The 15,292-nt window shown below is 71.7% G+C and carries 14 protein-coding genes and 1 tRNA gene; 5 read left to right on the forward strand and 10 right to left on the reverse strand.

The features are described 5' to 3' along the window. The first annotated feature begins 402 nt into the window (after positions 1–402). The 3 genes from AB0N78_RS09355 to AB0N78_RS09365 all read left to right on the forward strand — a co-directional run bounded on the left by AB0N78_RS09355 (position 403) and on the right by AB0N78_RS09365 (position 3,596). Positions 403–1,497, forward strand: a complete 1,095-nt coding sequence (locus tag AB0N78_RS09355; RefSeq protein ID WP_363388880.1) for a G5 domain-containing protein — start codon at positions 403–405, stop codon at positions 1,495–1,497. Between the two features lie 23 nt (positions 1,498–1,520). Continuing rightward, the gene (gene rsmA, locus AB0N78_RS09360) at positions 1,521–2,483 is read left to right on the forward strand and encodes a 16S rRNA (adenine(1518)-N(6)/adenine(1519)-N(6))-dimethyltransferase RsmA (RefSeq protein ID WP_363388883.1); all 963 of its coding nucleotides are present in this window, start codon (positions 1,521–1,523) and stop codon (positions 2,481–2,483) included. A 177-nt stretch (positions 2,484–2,660) separates the two neighbouring features. Next, positions 2,661–3,596, forward strand: a complete 936-nt coding sequence (locus tag AB0N78_RS09365; RefSeq protein WP_363388886.1) for a 4-(cytidine 5'-diphospho)-2-C-methyl-D-erythritol kinase — start codon at positions 2,661–2,663, stop codon at positions 3,594–3,596. A 12-nt stretch (positions 3,597–3,608) separates the two neighbouring features. Here the strand turns inward: AB0N78_RS09365 and rsmI are convergent, their stop codons facing one another. Beyond that, positions 3,609–4,460, reverse strand: coding sequence for a 16S rRNA (cytidine(1402)-2'-O)-methyltransferase (gene rsmI / locus AB0N78_RS09370; protein ID WP_363388888.1), 852 nt, complete (start codon positions 4,458–4,460; stop codon positions 3,609–3,611). Between the two features lie 58 nt (positions 4,461–4,518). Between rsmI and AB0N78_RS09375 the strand changes: the two genes are divergently transcribed. Beyond that, a complete protein-coding gene (locus AB0N78_RS09375) occupies positions 4,519–6,441 on the forward strand; it encodes a phospholipid carrier-dependent glycosyltransferase (protein ID WP_363388891.1) in 1,923 nt (640 codons plus the stop codon). 1 nt (position 6,442) lies between these two features. Here the strand turns inward: AB0N78_RS09375 and AB0N78_RS09380 are convergent, their stop codons facing one another. The 9 genes from AB0N78_RS09380 to galU form a co-directional block, all read right to left on the reverse strand. Continuing rightward, complete coding sequence (locus AB0N78_RS09380; protein WP_363388894.1) at positions 6,443–7,894, reverse strand: family 20 glycosylhydrolase; 1,452 nt, start codon at positions 7,892–7,894, stop codon at positions 6,443–6,445. Positions 7,895–8,262: 368 nt separating this feature from the next. Continuing rightward, positions 8,263–9,294 carry a bile acid:sodium symporter family protein gene (locus tag AB0N78_RS09385; RefSeq protein ID WP_363388897.1) on the reverse strand — a complete coding sequence of 344 codons (1,032 nt, stop codon included), beginning with the start codon at positions 9,292–9,294 and terminating at the stop codon, positions 8,263–8,265. Between the two features lie 70 nt (positions 9,295–9,364). Continuing rightward, a complete protein-coding gene (locus tag AB0N78_RS09390) occupies positions 9,365–9,916 on the reverse strand; it encodes a dihydrofolate reductase family protein (RefSeq protein WP_363388899.1) in 552 nt (183 codons plus the stop codon). Between the two features lie 31 nt (positions 9,917–9,947). Then, positions 9,948–10,298, reverse strand: a complete 351-nt coding sequence (locus AB0N78_RS09395; RefSeq protein ID WP_363388902.1) for an STAS domain-containing protein — start codon at positions 10,296–10,298, stop codon at positions 9,948–9,950. A 76-nt stretch (positions 10,299–10,374) separates the two neighbouring features. Continuing rightward, positions 10,375–10,447 (reverse strand) — tRNA-Ala (locus tag AB0N78_RS09400). A 55-nt stretch (positions 10,448–10,502) separates the two neighbouring features. Beyond that, on the reverse strand, positions 10,503–11,654 hold the full coding sequence (locus AB0N78_RS09405) for a hypothetical protein (RefSeq protein ID WP_363388905.1): 1,152 nt from the start codon (positions 11,652–11,654) through the stop codon (positions 10,503–10,505). A gap of 88 nt (positions 11,655–11,742) precedes the next feature. After that, positions 11,743–12,351, reverse strand: coding sequence for a GNAT family protein (locus tag AB0N78_RS09410; RefSeq protein WP_363388908.1), 609 nt, complete (start codon positions 12,349–12,351; stop codon positions 11,743–11,745). Next, complete coding sequence (gene glp / locus AB0N78_RS09415) at positions 12,351–13,574, reverse strand: gephyrin-like molybdotransferase Glp (RefSeq protein ID WP_363388911.1); 1,224 nt, start codon at positions 13,572–13,574, stop codon at positions 12,351–12,353. The genes AB0N78_RS09410 and glp overlap by 1 nt, the downstream gene beginning before the upstream one ends. A gap of 36 nt (positions 13,575–13,610) precedes the next feature. After that, positions 13,611–14,513: a UTP--glucose-1-phosphate uridylyltransferase GalU gene (galU, locus tag AB0N78_RS09420; RefSeq protein WP_363388913.1), complete on the reverse strand. Its 903-nt coding sequence runs from the start codon at positions 14,511–14,513 to the stop codon at positions 13,611–13,613. A 65-nt stretch (positions 14,514–14,578) separates the two neighbouring features. Here galU and AB0N78_RS09425 point away from each other — a divergent pair, with 65 nt between their 5' ends. Then, complete coding sequence (locus tag AB0N78_RS09425; RefSeq protein ID WP_363388916.1) at positions 14,579–15,217, forward strand: 5-formyltetrahydrofolate cyclo-ligase; 639 nt, start codon at positions 14,579–14,581, stop codon at positions 15,215–15,217. Positions 15,218–15,292 lie beyond the last annotated feature (75 nt).

Raw genomic sequence — 15,292 nt, forward strand, 5'->3', positions numbered from 1 at the left:
GAGCGACGGTGCCCTAGCTCACGATCCTGAGCCTCGGGGTTGGCATCAGGTCACGAATGGGTTACGTTCTCACGTCGTTCGTCGCCACCGCGGCGGACATCGGCTCTCGCTGAGAGTCGGACCGCCGGATCGGGGATCCGGGACCCGCGTGATCGGCAGCACCCTCCAGCTGTCGGCACCGCCAGACCTTCAGGTCGGGCAACGCGGGGTGTCAGTCGCCTGCCGCGCCCACTCCCCGTGCCCGGGACCAACGTCGTCTGGACCCCAGTGACCTCTGCCAGCCGCATCGGTGCTCGCCTGAGCGCCGCCACCACGTCCCTGCGTGACCGCATCGTCCGGAACACCTCCGAGACTGACCCCGAGAATCCTGAGCAGACTCGCCCGCGTCGGCACCGTGGCCGCGTGATCGCCGCCGCCACCGCCGTGGTGGTCCTGGCCTCCGGCGGTGTCGCCGTCGCCGACGCACACAAGACCGTCACCCTGGACGTCGACGGGGTGCTCACCACCGTGTCGACCTTCTCCGGCAGCGTCGACGGCCTGCTGGCCGAGCAGGGCCTTGACCTCGGCACCCGCGACACGGTGACCCCCACCGGTGCCCTGCGGGACGGTGTGGCCATCGAGGTCCGTCACGCGCACCAGATCGTGATCAACGCTGACGGCACCGAGCAGCAGGTGTGGACCACCGCCCTGACCGCCGACGAGGCTCTGACCATGCTGGCCAGCCGTGGTGGTGACGTCCGCCTGGTCGCCAACCGGTCGAACTCCGGCCGTCCGGATCTGTCCCTGGACCTCACCCTGGACGGCCCGGCTCAGGTGCAGGTCGACGGTCAGACCCACGCTGTCGATGACGGCAGCACCACTGTGGCCGAGGCGCTCGATCACCTGGGCGTCGAGTTGCAGCCGCTGGACCGGGTGGGTGTCACCCGCGCAGCCGACGGCACCGTGACCGTGATCGTGAACCGCGTGGTCGTGCAGGACGTGACCACCACCAGCGAGGTGCCCTTCGCGGCCACCGAGCAGCAGGACCCGTCGCTGTACACCGGCACCACCAAGGTCACCACCGCCGGGGTTCCCGGTGTGCGGACCCTGGTGGAGCGGGTCACCACGGTCGACGGCGCGGAGACCGGTCGCGAGACACTCTCCGACGAGGTCACCCAAGCTCCGGTCGACCAGGTCACCAATGTCGGCACCAAGACCCGTCCGGCCCCCGCCCCCAGCACCGGTGGCGGCAGCCCGGCGGTCGGCGGTGGCGACGCCGCGAGCCTGAACTGGGGCGCGCTGGCCGCCTGCGAGTCCGGTGGCAACCCGACCATCGTGTCCGCCAACGGCAAGTACCACGGGCTGTACCAGTTCTCCGTTGGCACCTGGCAGTCCGTGGGTGGCACCGGTCTGCCCTCGCAGGCTTCGGCCGCCGAGCAGACCGCCCGAGCCCAGATGCTGTACAACCGCTCCGGTGCCGGTCAGTGGCCGCACTGTGGTCCGCGACTGTTCAGCTGAGCCGAGCCAGTAGGCTCGTCCCCATGACCGACAGCAACGGCCCCGTCGCACCCGCGGCGGGGCCGTTGCTCGGTCCGGCGGAGATCCGCGAGCTGGCCGAGCGCGCCGGTATCCGACCGACTAAGACTCTCGGGCAGAACTTTGTCCTCGATGGCGGCACGGTCCGCAAGATCGTGCGCGGTGCGGACATCGTGCCCGGTGAGCGCGTGGTGGAGGTCGGTCCCGGGCTCGGCTCGCTCACCCTCGGTCTGCTCGAGGCGGGCGCTGACCTGGTCGCGGTGGAGATCGACCCGGTGCTCGCCGGTCTGCTGCCGGACACCGTGCGCCGACACGTCCCCGATGCCACCGTGACCACCGTCGACCTGCCCGCCACCGAGGCCGATCCCGCCACCCTCACCCTGGTCCGCGGCGACGCCCTGGACGTACGCGAACTGCCCGGTCGCCCGCCGACCGCGCTGGTGGCGAATCTGCCCTACAACGTCTCCGTGCCGGTGCTGCTCACCTTCCTGGAGCACTTCCCCACCCTGGAGCGGGTGCTGGTCATGGTGCAGGCCGAGGTTGCCGACCGCCTGGCCGCGCCTCCGGGCAGCCGCACCTACGGTGTTCCGTCGGCCAAGGCAGCCTGGTACGCCGACGCCCGCCGCACGATCACCGTCGGCCGCAGTGTCTTCTGGCCGGTCCCGAATGTCGACTCCGCCCTGGTCCGGATGGATCGCCGCACCCCACCGACCACCTCCGCGACCCGCGAGCAGGTCTTCGCCGTGGTGGACACGGCGTTCGCCCAACGCCGCAAGATGCTCCGGGCCGCCCTCGCCCCCCTGGCCGGCGACTCCGCATCGGCCGCCGCCGCGATCGAGGCCGCCGGGGTCGACCCGCAGGCCCGCGGTGAAGCGCTCGACATCGACGCCTTCGCCCGGATCGCCGAGCACCTGCCCGCGGAGGCTCTGGTCCATCGCGGGCCCGCCCCGGCCCGTCGGCGGCGCTGAGCCTGTCCCACCCCGCCCATCGCTGGGCTGAGCGTGCCCACCCCGCCCGTCGGCGGCACCGAACCTGTCCCAGCCCGCCCGCCGGTGGGGCTGAGTGTTCCCCACCCCGCCCGGCCGCCGTCCCGCGATCACGCCGACCGCGCGACCGGGCCGGTCGGACCTGGCACAGTGGGGCGGGTGACCGACCTGCGCCTGGCCCGCCGTGAGGTGCGGGTGCGCGCCCCGGGCAAAGTGAACCTGTCGCTGCGGGTCGGCCCCCGCGACATCGACGGCTATCACCGGCTCGGCACCGTGTTCCAGGCGGTCTCGGTCTACGAGGAGGTCACCGCCCGCCCCGCGGAGGCGATCCGACTCACGGTCAGCGGCCCGGCGGCGGATCACGTGCCGCTCGGGGAGGACAACCTCGCCCTGCGCGCCGCCCGGTTGCTGGCCGCGCACACCGGCACCGACGAGGGCGTGCACCTGCGGGTGACCAAGGCCGTTCCGGTCGCCGGTGGCATGGCCGGAGGTTCCGCCGACGCCGCCGCCGCCCTCCTGGCCTGCGATGCCTTCTGGGGCACCGGTCTGCCCCGCGAGGAGCTGGCCGAGCTCGCCGGCTCACTCGGCGCGGATGTCCCGTTCCTGCTGAGTGGCCAGACGGCGGTCGGAACCGGACGCGGTGATGTGCTCACCCCCGCGCTCAGCCGCGGCGAGTACCACTGGGCGTTCGGCATCCGGGCGGACGGGTTGTCCACCCCGCGCGTGTTCGAGGAGTTCGACCGTGCCACCCCCGACCCGCCGGTCCCCGATCTGGGCTCCGAGGTCCCTCTGCTCCAGGCCCTGCGTGCCGGAGACCCGGGCGCGGTGGGGGCGCTCCTGCACAACGACCTTCATGACGCCGCCGTCGAGCTCTGCCCTGATCTGGTGGAGACCCTGGCGGTGGCGGAGGATGCTGGCGCTCTGGGCGTGGTGATCTCCGGTTCCGGGCCGACCGTGGCCGCACTCGGCCGCAGCCGACAGCACGCCTTGGCCCTGGCCGCGGCGATGACCGCGGCCGGGGTGGTCGACTCCGTGCTGACCGCGTCGGGGCCGGTGCACGGCGCGCGGGTACTCGCGGGGTCCGACGGACTCTGAGCCCAGGTTCGGTTACCCCTTGCTCCGTGCCGCCAGCGCCGCCGCGTACAGCTCGCGCTTGGGCACGCCCGCGGCCTGAGCCACCTCCGCCACCGCGTCCTTGAGCCGGTCACCACCGTCGACCCGGGACAGCACCTCGGCCACCAGATCCGCCTCGGAGACCTCGACGCCCTCGGGCGCGCCACCGACCACGACGGCGATCTCGCCGCGCACCTCTCCGGTCGCCCACTGTGCCAGCCCGCCGAGTGTGCCCCGGCGGACCTCCTCATAGGTTTTGGTCAGCTCACGCGCCACCGCCGCCGGACGGTCAGCTCCGAGTGCCGCGCTCAGATCGGCCAGCATCGCCGCCAGCCGGTGCGGTGCCTCAAAGAACACCATCGTGCGGGGCTCCCGGGCCAGGGCCGCGAAGCTCCGGGCGCGCTCCCCCGGCTTACGCGGTGCGAATCCCTCGAAGCAGAACCGGTCAGTGGGCAGACCTGACAGCGCCAACGCGGTGAGCACCGCACTCGGCCCCGGCGCGGCCGTCACCGGCAACCCGGCCTCGACCACGGCGGCCACGGCACGGAACCCCGGGTCGGATACCGCGGGCATCCCGGCATCGGAGACCACCAGCACCGTCGACCCTGCCGCCACCGCCGCCACCAGTTCACCCACGGTGGCCTGCTCGTTGTGCTCATGGTGGCTGAGCACCCGCCCGGTGATCTCGACCCCGAGTCGCCCGGCGAGCGCCCGCAACCGTCGCGTGTCCTCCGCGGCGACCACGTCAGCCTCGGCCAGCAATCGACGCAGTCGCGGCGAGGCGTCCTCCGCATTGCCGATCGGGGTCGCGGCGATGATCAGCTGTCCGGGGGTCGAGGCGTCCACCGGCTCAGCCTGCCACGCCTGCCCTGGCTGGCTGTCCGCTGCCCCTACCATGACGAGCGTGTCGCCGACCGAGGACCCGCACCGCCCCGACCAGCCGGACTCCCCCGAGCCCAGCGGGTCGACCGAACCATCGGCCGCCGACGCCGCCGACGCCGCCGACCCGACGCTGGCAGCCTCCGTCCCCGCCCGAGACGCCGCCACCGATGCCGTGCCCACCTCGGACCCCATCCCCACCGCGGGCACCGACCCAGCCGCGCCGACCACCGTCACCGCAGCCGGTTCCGCCGAGCCCACGAAGCCCGCTAAGCCCACGAAGCCCGCAGACCGCACGGATCCCACCGAAGCCCGTTGGCCCGCCACCACGGTCCTGGCCCCCGCCGCCGACGACCCCGACCCCCTGCCCACCGCCGACCGCCTCCGGTTGGCGCTGATCGGTGCCCGGGGCCTGGCCCTGGACGCCACCCGCCGCTCACGGATCACCGGGTGGCTATGGCCGCTGGCAGTGACGCTGCTGGCCGGGATGCTCCGATTCTGGCGGCTCGGCACCCCGCACGAGCTGGTCTTCGATGAGACGTACTACGTCAAGCAGGGGTGGTCGCTGCTCCAACTCGGCTACGAGGGGCAGTGGGCGGACGGTGCCGACGCGATGTTCGCCGCCGGGGACGGCTCCGGGCTGGGAAGCGTCGCGGAGTATGTGGTGCACCCGCCGGTCGGCAAGTGGCTGATCGGGCTGGGCATGCAGCTCGGCGGTGGCATGGATTCGTCGGCGGCCTGGCGGCTGTCCACCGCGGTGCTCGGCACCCTCGCGGTGCTGCTGGTGGCCCGGATCGGCCGCCGGTTGTTCGGGTCGACCCTGCTGGGCACGCTCGCCGGTCTGCTGATGGCGGTGGACGGTGAGGCCATCGTGCACTCGCGCACCGGGTTGCTGGACAACACGGTGATGTTCTTCGCGTTGGCGGCCTTCGGGGCGCTGCTGCTGGATCGTGATCAGGCCCGACGACGACTGGCCGACCGCACGGCCGCACTCCTGGACTCCGGCACCGAGCTGCGCTGGGGACCGTCCCTGGGCTTCCGCTGGTGGCGACTGGCCGCGGCGGTGCTGCTGGGGCTGTGCATCGGCACCAAGTGGTCCGGGCTGTACTTCCTGGCGGTGTTCGGGCTGCTCAGCGTGTGCTGGGACGCCACCGCGCGGCGGACGGTCGGGATACAGTCCTGGGCCGTTGCGGCGCTGGTGAAGGACGCCATCCCCGCCGGGTTCCTGATGGTGTTCACGGCGGCGGGCACGTACATCGGGACCTGGGCCTCCTGGTTCGCACACCCGGACGCCTACCTGCGGCAGTGGGCGGCGGACAACCCGGGACAGGGCGTCACCTGGCTGCCCGAGGCGCTGCGGTCCTGGTGGAAGTTCCACACCGACATGTGGCACTTCCACACCACGCTGACCAGCGAGCACACCTATGCCGCCCATCCGCTGGGTTGGATCGTGCAGTGGCGACCGACCTCGTTCTACTACCCGAAGTCGATCTCCACCCTGACCGGCGCGGATGCCCAGGCCGCCTGCGGCGCGGAGAAGTGCTCGCAGGCGATCACCTCACTGGGCAACCCGGTGATCTGGTGGCTGGGTGCCATCGCGGTGGTCGTCGCTGTGATCTGGTTGATCCGGCGTCGTGACTGGCGGGCCGGGGCGGTGCTCTCCGGCATCGTCGCGGGGTGGCTGCCCTGGTTCTCCTACGCCGGTCGGACGATCTTCACCTTCTACTCGATCGCCTTCACCCCGTGGGTAGTGCTGACCCTGGTCTTCATGCTCGGGTTGCTGCTCCAGTCACCGGACCCGGTGCAACGCCGACGCGGCACCGTGGTCACCGTCGCGGTGGTGACCACGGTGCTGGCGGTCAGCGCGTTCTTCTACCCGATCTGGACCGCCTGGGTCGTGCCCTACGACTTCTGGCACATCCACATGTGGCTGCGGTCCTGGATCTGACTCAGCCCTCGGGCCAGGCCACCGGCTCCGCGGGGTGGAAGGCCAGCCCGCGGGCCCGCCAGTCCGGGGCGAGGGCGGCGATCCGCTGCGCGAAGTCGTCCCAGTCCCGCCGATCCGCCGGCGTCCAGGCGACCTCGGCGACGGCGGCCAGTCGGGGCAGCAGCATCGTGGTCAGGTCGTCCAAGGTGCGCAGCGTCTCGGTCCAGACCGCGGCCTCGACCCCGAGCACCGCCTCAGCGGGAACCCCGTCGATCAGTGCGGTCGGCTCCCATTCGTAGGACACCTGAAGCGGGACGAATCCCGCCCACTGCAATCCGAGCGGGAAGCCCTCGTGGTACTTCATGTCCAGGTAGGCCTTCGACCCAGGCGACATGATGAACCGCGCACCTGCCCGCGCCGCCTCCGCGAAGAACGACAGGTCCTCCTTGGGCTCCCAGTATTGGACGACCGTGCCCGGCTCCAACGGCACGGTGGCGATCTCCTGCCAGCCGATCACCTGCTTGCCCGCGTCCCGAACAGCGCGTGCCGCCATGTCCACCAGGCGCGCGTACTCCGACTTCTCCATCGTCAGCACCTCGTCGCCACCGATGTGCAGGTAGTCGCCCGGGGTCAGGTCAGCGAGGTCGCCGAACACGTCCCGCAGGAACGGCTCGGTGGCGGGCAGGTCCGCGGTCAGCTTGCTGAAGCCGACCTCGATGCCGGTGTACACATCGGGTGCCTCCCCGGTCGGGGTCAGCTCCGGCATCGCATGCAGCGCGGCGTTCACGTGGCCCGGCACATCGATCTCCGGCACCACGGTGATCCCTCGGGCCGCAGCGAAGGCCACCAGCTCGCGGTACTCCGCCGCGGTGAGGTACCCACCCGGGTCACCGTCCACCGCGCTCTTCCCGGAGCGGTCGACCAGCTCTGGGTGCGAGGGCAGGTCGATCCGCCAGCCCTGGTCATCGGACAGGTGCAGGTGCAGCACGTTGTACTTGTGATCAGCCAGCAGCTCGATCACCGTGTGCAGCTCATCCGGCCCGAAGAAGTGCCGGGCGATGTCCAGGCTCAGGCCCCGCCAGCCCAGTGCGGGCGCATCCTCGATCCGCACCGGAGGAACCGAGGTGGTGCCCGTGCCCGGCTGGAACAGCTGCCGCACCGTGGCCAGACCGTGGCGCAGGCCGGCGATGTCGCCCGCCTCGACCAGAATCCCGTGCTCCCCGGCTGTGACGGTGTACGAGCCGGGCTCCCCCGCGTCGGTGAGTCGGAACACTAGCGCACCGGCGGTGGCCTGTGGGTCCGCCTCGGACCTCGGCGTGAGCGGCAGCACGCTGCGCAGCCGCTCGGTGGCCAGCTTACCCAGTGCGACCTCGGCGGCGGAGTCACCGACGATCAGGTGCTCGACCCGGACCGGTTCCCCAGGGAGCCACTGCACACGGCGGGGCAGCGGGACGAGTGCGATCGGATCGGGCACGGCGGACCTCCTGGGTGCGGCAACGGTGAACGAACCCCCGTTGACCAGTCTGCCGGTCCGTCAGTCACGGACGTCCGCACTTGGGCAACGGTCCTGCATACCGCGACCGATCCACCCGTTGAGCCCGGGGCAGCGGGTGACGAATCGGGCAGCGTCGTCCTGCATAGCACGACAGTCCGCGGGACGGGTCCGGCATCGGGCGGTTGCGCTCCCCGGGCAGGTCCAGCGGCGACCACCCGCGTGCAGCCACCCAGCCACCCAGCCACCGAGCCACCGAGCCACCGAGCCACCGAGCCACCGAGCCACCGAGCCACCGAGCCACCGAGCCACCGAGCCAGGGTCAACCCGTGGCCAGCGCCGACGTCGACTCAGCCGCCCACCACCCGCGCGGGCTCGGGTTCCGCGGACGCCAGCCGTCGGGCGAGCACCGCGCAGGTCGCCAACTGCAACTGGTGGAAGACGATCACCGGCAGCGCCACCCCCGCCGCCGCCACCGGCCCGAACAGCACGCTCGCCATCGGTAACCCGGTGGCCAGACTCTTCTTGGACCCGCACATCAACAGTGCGATCCGGTCCGGGCGCTCCAGCCCCAACCAGCGTCCCCCGTTCCAGGTCAGGAGCAGCATCGCCGCCAACAGCAGCGCGCAGACCGCGAGCAGCGCGACCAGCACCACCACCGTCAGCCCGTCCCACACCCCGGAGACCTGCGCCTCGGACACCGAGGAGTAGGCCACCAGCAGGATCGTTCCGCGGTCGGTCAGCAGGGTGACCATCTTGTGCGACCGAACCCAGTTCCCGATCTTCGGCTGCACCAGCTGCCCGATCACGAACGGCAGCAACAGCTGCAACAGCGTCGACCCCGCCGAGCCACCCATCGGCCCGCCGGCACGGGACATGATCAGCCCGACCAGCAGCGGGGTCAGCACGATGCCGAGCACGTTGGAGACCGTCGCCCCGCAGATCGCCCCGGCCACATTGCCCCGGGCGATGGAGGTGAACACCACCGAGGACTGGATCGTCGAGGGCAGCAGGGACAGGTACAGCAGACCGGTCTGGAGGTCGCCGGGCAGCACCGACTCGGGCAGCAGCTGCACCGCCAGGCCCAGCGCCGGGAAGATCAGGTAGGTGGCTGCGAGCATCCCGCCCTGCAACCGCCAGTTCCGTAGGCCGGCCCACACCTCAGTGGTCGACATCCGCGCGCCGTACAGGAAGAACAGGACAACCACCGCGACGGTGCTGGCCCGGTCAACGCCAGTGGCCAGCGACCCGGAGGCCGGTGCCAGCAGCCCGAGCGCAAACACCGCGATGATCATCATCACCAACGGGTCGACCCACTTCTTCACGGCGGACCAGACCCGGTGCCACCGACCGGGGGTTGACGGAGCGGGAGGGACAGGCACCGCGCCATCCTGCCACCGCCGCGCCGATCCGCCCGAACCGTCTCCGTGCTCCCGCTCGGGCCCGCTGCGGTCAACGCTCGACGGCGTAGCTCAGATGCGCGAACTGCCCGAACCGCTGGACGTTCCGCAGCGCCAGTCGCTCGGGCCCGATCCGGCGTGGCAGCAACGGCATCCCGGCGGGCAGCGTCGCCGGTGCGTAGGTGAACTCCAACCGGTCCAGCGCCCCCGCGTCATCGAACTGTCCGGCCAGGTCGCCTCCGCCGATCACCCAGATGTCCCGCGCTCCCGCCGCGGCCCGGATCTCTGGGAGCGCGTCGGCCACCGCACCCCGGACGAATCGCACATCCGCGCCCTCCGGCACCGGCAGGTCCCGAGTGGTGAACACGAACATCGGCCGCTCGCCGTAGTACGCGGGCCACTTCTCCGGATGGGCGACCAGATCCTCTTCACGCAGCACCCACTCGTAGGTGCTGGACCCGCTGACCAGCGCACCGATCCCGGTCAAGAACGCCTCATGATCCGGTGCCTCGGACTCGACGGCGAACAGCCAGGCCAGCGAGTGGTGCTCATCGGCCAGCTGACCGGTCAACGTGGTGGCGGTGTAGTAGACGACGCTGCTCATGGCACCGGACGCTACGGTCGACCACCCACACTCAGCGCAGGTCGAGGAACGGTGCCATCCCGCTGATCTCCAACACCGACCGCACCGTCGGTCGCGCCCCGATCACGACCACCGGCTCCGCGCCGGAACGCTGCCGGGCCAGCACCAATGCGCCGATCACGCCCAGCGCCGAGGAGTCCGCAAAGGTCACCTCGGTCATGTCGATCTCCGTCACCTCGTCCAGCGCTTCGGCCAGCTGGGTCGGGTCATCATCGACGCCGAGCATCGTGCGCAACCGCGCCACCACCGCGAGGTCGACCTCCCCGATCATCACCAGCCGGTGCGGCTGAGCGTCAACGATCCGGATGGTTCCGGCCTCGTCACCGGCTGAGTGTGAGGTCATGGGGTCCAGTATCACCGATGGGTCGGACAGAGACGACGAAGGCCCGGATTACTCATCCGGGCCTTCGACTACGGGGTGGAGCTAGGGGGATTCGAACCCCCGACCTTCTCATTGCGAACGAGACGCGCTACCAACTGCGCCATAGCCCCGCGAAGCGGTGACCAGCTTAGCACCCGAGCAGGGTGCTCCACGACATGGTCTCGCTCACGCCCCGGCGGCCCGACGACGGCGCAGCACCGCGTCCAGGTCGATCGATCCGGTGGGTTCCTCGACCACGAAGGCGGCGGCAGGGGTCACTGGGTCGGCAGCACCGTCCACCCGGCGGGCCGCGGGCAACTCAGCAGGTTCGGTGCGCGTACTCGGGGCGGAGACTGCCGTCGCCGGCGCATCGGTGCCGTGGCGCTCCACCGACGTGGCCGCAGCGACCGCCACCTTCTCGGCCACCTCCGCGACACGCTCGGTCGTCCGCTCCGGAGCAGCCTCGGGACGGGTGGCCTCGCGACGGGCCGGGCGCACCGCGGTGGAGGCCTCGACCTCACCGAGCGGGGCGGGCTCACGGCGCGGGGCGCGGGGCTTGGTGGTGTAGGTGGGACGGGGCACGTCGACCGGCGACCAGGTGGATGTCGACGCCTCGCGCGCACCGGTGTCCGCGGACTTGGCACCGACCCGCGGCATGGCCTGGGTGGCATCGACGGTGGGACGGATCGCGCGGCCAGAGGCACCGACCCGACCCGGGCGCGGGGCACGCACCACCGGGGTGGCGGCCTCGGCGATCCGGCGCTCCCACTCGACTTCGGCGGCCTCGCCCTGCACGACGGCACGACGGCCGAGCACCAGCACCGAACCGAGCAGGACGGTGGGGATCAGCGCGGTCAGCAGGGGCAGCGCCGTCACCGCGCCGACGATCCAGCCGATCACGGTCAGGACACCCAGCGAGGCGGCGAGCACACCGCGACGGCGGGCGGCGGCACCGCGACGGGCCGTGGCAGCGGCATGCGCGGCCTTGAGCTGTGCGACCTTGCGGACGGCGTCAGCCCCCATGCCCTCCGCTGTGGTGTGCGGTCGGTCCATGTCGCGTCCCTCGTTCCCGATCGGGGCTCCGATGCCCCGGTTCAGCAGGGCGATTCTCTTCTGTTCGGTTCCGCAGTCCGGGCGGATCGTTCCCCCGACGTCGGCGCGGAGCCGGCGCTGCGACCCGACAGGGCCGCTGACCGCCAGCACCCGCAACGCCGCCGAGTACCGGTCCTCGGTCCGCGATTCGAGCAACTGTTGCCGGTGACGCAGTTTGTGCGGCACCAGGTAGGCGATCCACAGGGCGATCACCGCGAAGACGGCGGGCCCGGCGAATGCGTACACCCTCCGACGGTAGGGGGGTGATGCGTCGCCCGGGCGGACCGGTCACGGCGTGTCGAACGGTGAATCACACCAGTGTAGTTCGCCGCGCTCAGCCCGATGTCGCCTGGGTGCGCCGCCAGCGCGCCAGCAGTCCAGCAGGGACGTCCTCCGTGGTCAGCGCGAAGGTGCGGTGGTCGCACCACTCCCCCTGGATGTGCAGGTAGCGCCGGCGCACGCCCTCATCCCGGAACCCGAGCTTGTCGACCACACGCAGGGACGGCCCGTTCTCCGGGCGGATGTTGATCTCCACCCGGTGCAGGCCCAGCTCGGTGAAGGAGTAGTCGGTGGCCATCGCCACGGCGGTCGGGATGATGCCGCGTCCGGCGACGTGCTCGGAGACCCAGTACCCGATGGACGCCGAGTACAGCGACCCGTAGGTGATCCCGGAGACGGTCAACTGTCCGACCAGCTCACCGGCAACCTCCACTGCGAAGGGCAGCGAACCCCCGTCCCGCGCCTGGCGATCCAACGTCCGGACGAACTGCCCGAAGGTCGGTCGTCGTCCCGTGACCGGCACCGGGGAGGTCGCGTCCCACCGAGCGAGCCACCCGGCGTTGCGGGCGCGTAGGTACATCCACGCTGCCTCGTCCTGACGACGCAAGGGGCGTAGCAGCAGATCACCCTCACGGAGTTCGACCGGCCACCCCCGACCGGACATCACCCCTCCAGCACCAGGCAGGGCACGGTCTGTCCGGCCTCCACGACGGTGTCCTGCTCGCCGACCACGGCCAGCGCGTTGGCCCGGGCCAGGCCGCCGATCGACCACTGTGCCGGATCGCCGACCGGGGTCATCCGGTAGCCCTCGGTCGGGGACCCGGACACCGCCACCGGCACGAACTGACGGATGCCCTCCGGGGAAGCCCACCCCTGGTCGGCCACCGCGCGCACCGAGGGTCGGAACAGGTCGGTGTGCCCGGCCATCGCCCGCAGCGCTGGCCGGACGAACAGCTCGAAGCCCACCATCGACGCCACCGGGTGCCCCGGCAGCGCGAAGAACGGGACCGCACCGGTGCCACCGCCGACGGTGCCGAATCCCTGCCGGAAGCCCGGGGTCATCGCCACATGGTCGAAGCGCACCGTGCCCAGCGGGGACAGCACATCCGCCAGGGTATCGTGCGCGTACTCGGACAGACCGCCGGTGGTGACCATGACGTCCGCCCGCACCAGCTGGTCCTCGAGCGCCTCGCGGAGCAGCGCGCGGTCGTCGGAGACCACCCCGACCCGCACCGGGGTCGCACCGATGTCCCGGACCGCCACCTCCAGCGCGTGACCGGCGGACTCGTAGACGCCGCCGTCCCGGGCCGGAGCGCCGGGCTCGATCAACTCCGAGCCGGTCGACACGATCACCACCCGAGGGGCCGGGTGCACCCGCAGTCGTCGCCGCCCGAGCGCCGCCGCCACCGCCAACTGGCGCGCGCCGAGCCGGATACCCGCAGCCAGAGCAACCTGCCCATGCGCCACATCCACCGCCGCCGGGCGAATGTTCTCCCCCGGGGTCGGGACTCGACTGAGGGTGACACGCACGTCACCCCGGTCGGTCTGCTCGGCGGGGATGACCGCATCGGCACCCGTCGGAACCGGCCCGCCGGAGGCGATCCGTACCGCCTGCCCCGGCGCCAATCGCAACACCGAGGATGCCCCGGCCAACACGTCGTGCACCACGGGCAGCACCGGAGCGGCATGCGGGTCCGCGCCGTACAGGTCAGCCGTGGCAACGGCGTAGCCGTCGCATGCGGCCACCGGCGTCGCGGGTACGTCCGCCGAGGCGATCACGTCCTCCGCCAGGATCGTGCCGGAAGCGTCGGTGAGCACCACATCGAGCGGTGCCACCGGTCCCACCGCGGCGAGCACGGCAGCCAACTGGTCCTGGACGGATCTCATGTCCGCATTCTGCACGCCCCGGCGGGCGTCATCGGGTCAGCCGCGCAGGTCGGACACGTACTCGACCAGCCAGCTGCGGAAGTCCGGGCCCAGATCCTCCCGGTCCGCGGCCAACCGCACGGTCGCCTTGAGGTAGTCCAGACGATCACCGGTGTCGTAGCGCCGACCGCGGAAGATCACGCCGTAGACGCCCCCGCCCTGCTCGGCGGGCATGGTCGCCAGCTCGGCCAGGGCGTCGGTCAGCTGGATCTCCCCGCCACGGCCGGGCTCGGTGCGCCGCAGCACGTCGAAGGCCGCCGGGCTGAGCACATAGCGACCGATCACCGCGAGGTTGCTCGGTGCCTCGTCCACCGGGGGCTTCTCCACCAGGCCGGTCACCCGCACCTGATCGGGGTCGCTGCCGCCCTCGATGGCCTCCGCCTCAGCCACGCCGTACAGCGAGATCTGTGCCGGGTCGACCTCCAGCAGGGCGATCACCGACCCGCCGGTCCGCTCCTGGAGCTCCACCATGGTGGGCAGCAGCGGGTCGCGGGCGTCGATCAGGTCGTCGCCGAGCAGGACCGCGAAGGGTTCGTCCCCGACGTGGTCGGCCGCCTGGAGGACCGCGTGCCCGAGACCCTTCGGCTCACCCTGCCGGACGAAGTGCACATGGCCGAGCTCGGTCGACTTGCGCACGGCATCGAGGCGGGCCTGGTCGCCCTTCTTCTCCAGCGCGCGCTCCACCTCCGGGGCGGAGTCGAAGTGGTCCTCGATGGAGCCCTTGTTCCGACCGGTGATGATCAGCACGTCGTCCAGTCCGGCGGCGGAAGCTTCTTCCACCACGTACTGGATCGCGGGCTGATCGACCACCGGCAGCATCTCCTTGGGAGTGGCCTTGGTGGCGGGGAGGAATCGGGTGCCGAGTCCGGCCGCGGGAATGACTGCCTTGTGGATCGCCATGTCCGGAGGTTATCGGCACACCAATGGTCCTGCCCGGGCAATGACTTGTTTGCGACACTGGGGGCATGTGCGCCGCTGCTCAGCCCTATCCGCCTGCCTCGGACGGCGGGGACGTCACGGACACCAAGGACGAGTTCCGCGCACTGCTGAGATCCGCGCGGCAGCACACCTCCGCACGTCAACGCGCGCAGGCCGCCGCCGCGCTGGCCGAGGTCGTGGCCACCCTGCCCGGGCTTGACCAGGCCCGATGCGTGGCCGCCTACAGCGCCCGACCCTCCGAGCCCGACACCACCGCGGTGTTGGAGATGTTGTCCGCCCGCGGCATCGAGGTGCTGCTGCCGGTGCTCGGTGCCGGCCTGTCCCGGGAGTGGGCGACCTATGCCGGACCGGACGATCTGGTGCAGCGCGCGCCCGGACGACCGCCGGAGCCGGGCACACCCTCGCTGGGGGCGGAGGGGTTGTCCCGGGCCGATCTGATCCTGGCACCCGCGCTCGCCGTGGACAGCTCCGGCACCCGATTGGGCCAGGGCGGCGGGTGGTACGACCGCGCCCTCCACCACGCCCGGCCCGGGGTCCCGGTGGTGGCTCTGGTGTTCCCCGAGGAGGTCTACGACGCGCAGCAGCGCCCCCTCCCGCGCGAAGAACACGACCGGCCAGTGGACATGATCGCGACCCCGGACGGGTGGCAACCCGTCTCGCGCTGAGGGTGCGCGATCGGGCGCGTATCATTGGCACTCGGACGCCGGGAGTGCCAGCCCGGCCAGTTGATTCCCCCGGGA

The sequence above is a fragment of the Cellulomonas sp. NPDC089187 genome (assembly GCF_040685135.1).
Lineage (GTDB): Bacteria > Actinomycetota > Actinomycetes > Actinomycetales > Cellulomonadaceae > Cellulomonas.